This is a genomic window from Bradyrhizobium sp. 142 (assembly GCF_023074015.1).
GTDB lineage: Bacteria > Pseudomonadota > Alphaproteobacteria > Rhizobiales > Xanthobacteraceae > Bradyrhizobium.
In genome coordinates this window covers 1-1,296 of record NZ_JADPKQ010000507.1, presented here as the reverse complement: position 1 = coordinate 1,296, position 1,296 = coordinate 1, and the positions used below count along the sequence as shown (strand labels likewise).

Below are 1,296 nucleotides of genomic sequence, written 5' to 3'. Positions count from 1 at the left end.
TCGCCGGTATCCTGCAAGCCGATTGCTACAACGGCTTCGAGCCGCTGTTCGACCCGCAAAAGAAAGCGATGCCGATCACACCGGCGTTTTGCCTGGCCCATGCGCGGCGGGGCTTCTTCGAGCTGGCTGACATCGAGAAAAATGCTCGGGAAGGTAAGAAGGGCAAACCGGTCTCTCCGATCGCGCTGGAGGCGGTCAGACGCCTCGATGCGTTGTTCGAGATCGAGCGCGCCATCAATGGCTGCGGCGCCGACGAGCGGCGCGCCGTGCGCCAGGAAAAGAGCAAGCCGCTTCTCGAGGACATGCACGCCTGGTTGCTGCGTGAGCGCGAAACCCTCTCGCGCTCCTCCGAGGTCCTGAAACCGATCAACTACATGCTCAGGCGCTGGGACGACTTCGCCCGCTTCCTCGACGATGGCAGGATCTGCTTGACCAACAATTGCGCTGAGCGCGCATTGAGGGGCATCGCCTTGGGAAGGCGCAACTGGACCTTCGCCGGCAGCCAGCGTGGCGCCGACCGTGCCGCCATCATGCTGACGATGATCACGACCTGTCGCCTCAACGACGTCGATCCCAAGGCCTGGCTCGCCGACGTCCTCGCCCGCATCGCCGATCTTCCCGCATCGCGTCTGCACGAACTGCTGCCCTGGGAATGGAAGCGCCTGCGCCAAGCCGACAAGCCCGCCGGTCAGCAGGCCGCCTGATCTTCACGCAACGCCATCATAGAGCTCGCCGTGCCCGCGCGCATGCGTCAATCAGGCGGTCTTCGTCGTATGCGTACTCTTACGCCGCTATCGCTGTCTTTAGTAGCAACAGCCGTGCCAGCACCATGCAAACGTATTAAGCTGTTGTTTGTGACGGGAAAACCGGACGCCGCCCAGGTGACCGCTAGTGTTTAGAACGCGACAGTCGTCATACCTGCCGGAAACCAAACAGGATCTGTGGTCATCTACGCCCTAAAGAATGCCTTACGGTCTTGTCGAGCACGGCTGAGCTGACCCAAACAGCAGACGCAACAACACCAGAATTTCGTTCTGACCCAATGCAAGGCGCAGCTTCGTGTTGGGAGATACGAGTTCTTTCTTCTGTCTAGCAGAGCTGCGTCAGATTCATCGAGTGGCACGTCGATTGCTCGTGCGAAACACACCGCAGCTCGAGAGCAGTGGGGTTCGGTCGGAAGTTGCCGGTAAATATTGCTAGGGTCCAGACTCAATTGAGCCAATATGCGACGAGAGCGGCGAGATGAACAGCGGCCGAGAAGTTCCGGGCGAGCTTGTCGTATCGGGTGGCGATGCG

Annotated in this window: 1 protein-coding gene and 1 pseudogene; one reads left to right on the top strand and one right to left on the bottom strand. The window is 60.3% G+C overall.

Translation table 11 applies throughout. The annotated features are described in order from the left end of the window. On the top strand, positions 1–704 hold a 704-nt coding region (locus IVA82_RS45420), incomplete at its 5' end, for an IS66 family transposase (protein ID WP_247493171.1). 505 nt (positions 705–1,209) lie between these two features. Here the strand turns inward: IVA82_RS45420 and IVA82_RS45415 are convergent. Beyond that, positions 1,210–1,296: pseudogene (locus tag IVA82_RS45415) on the bottom strand (IS5/IS1182 family transposase); the annotation flags it as partial.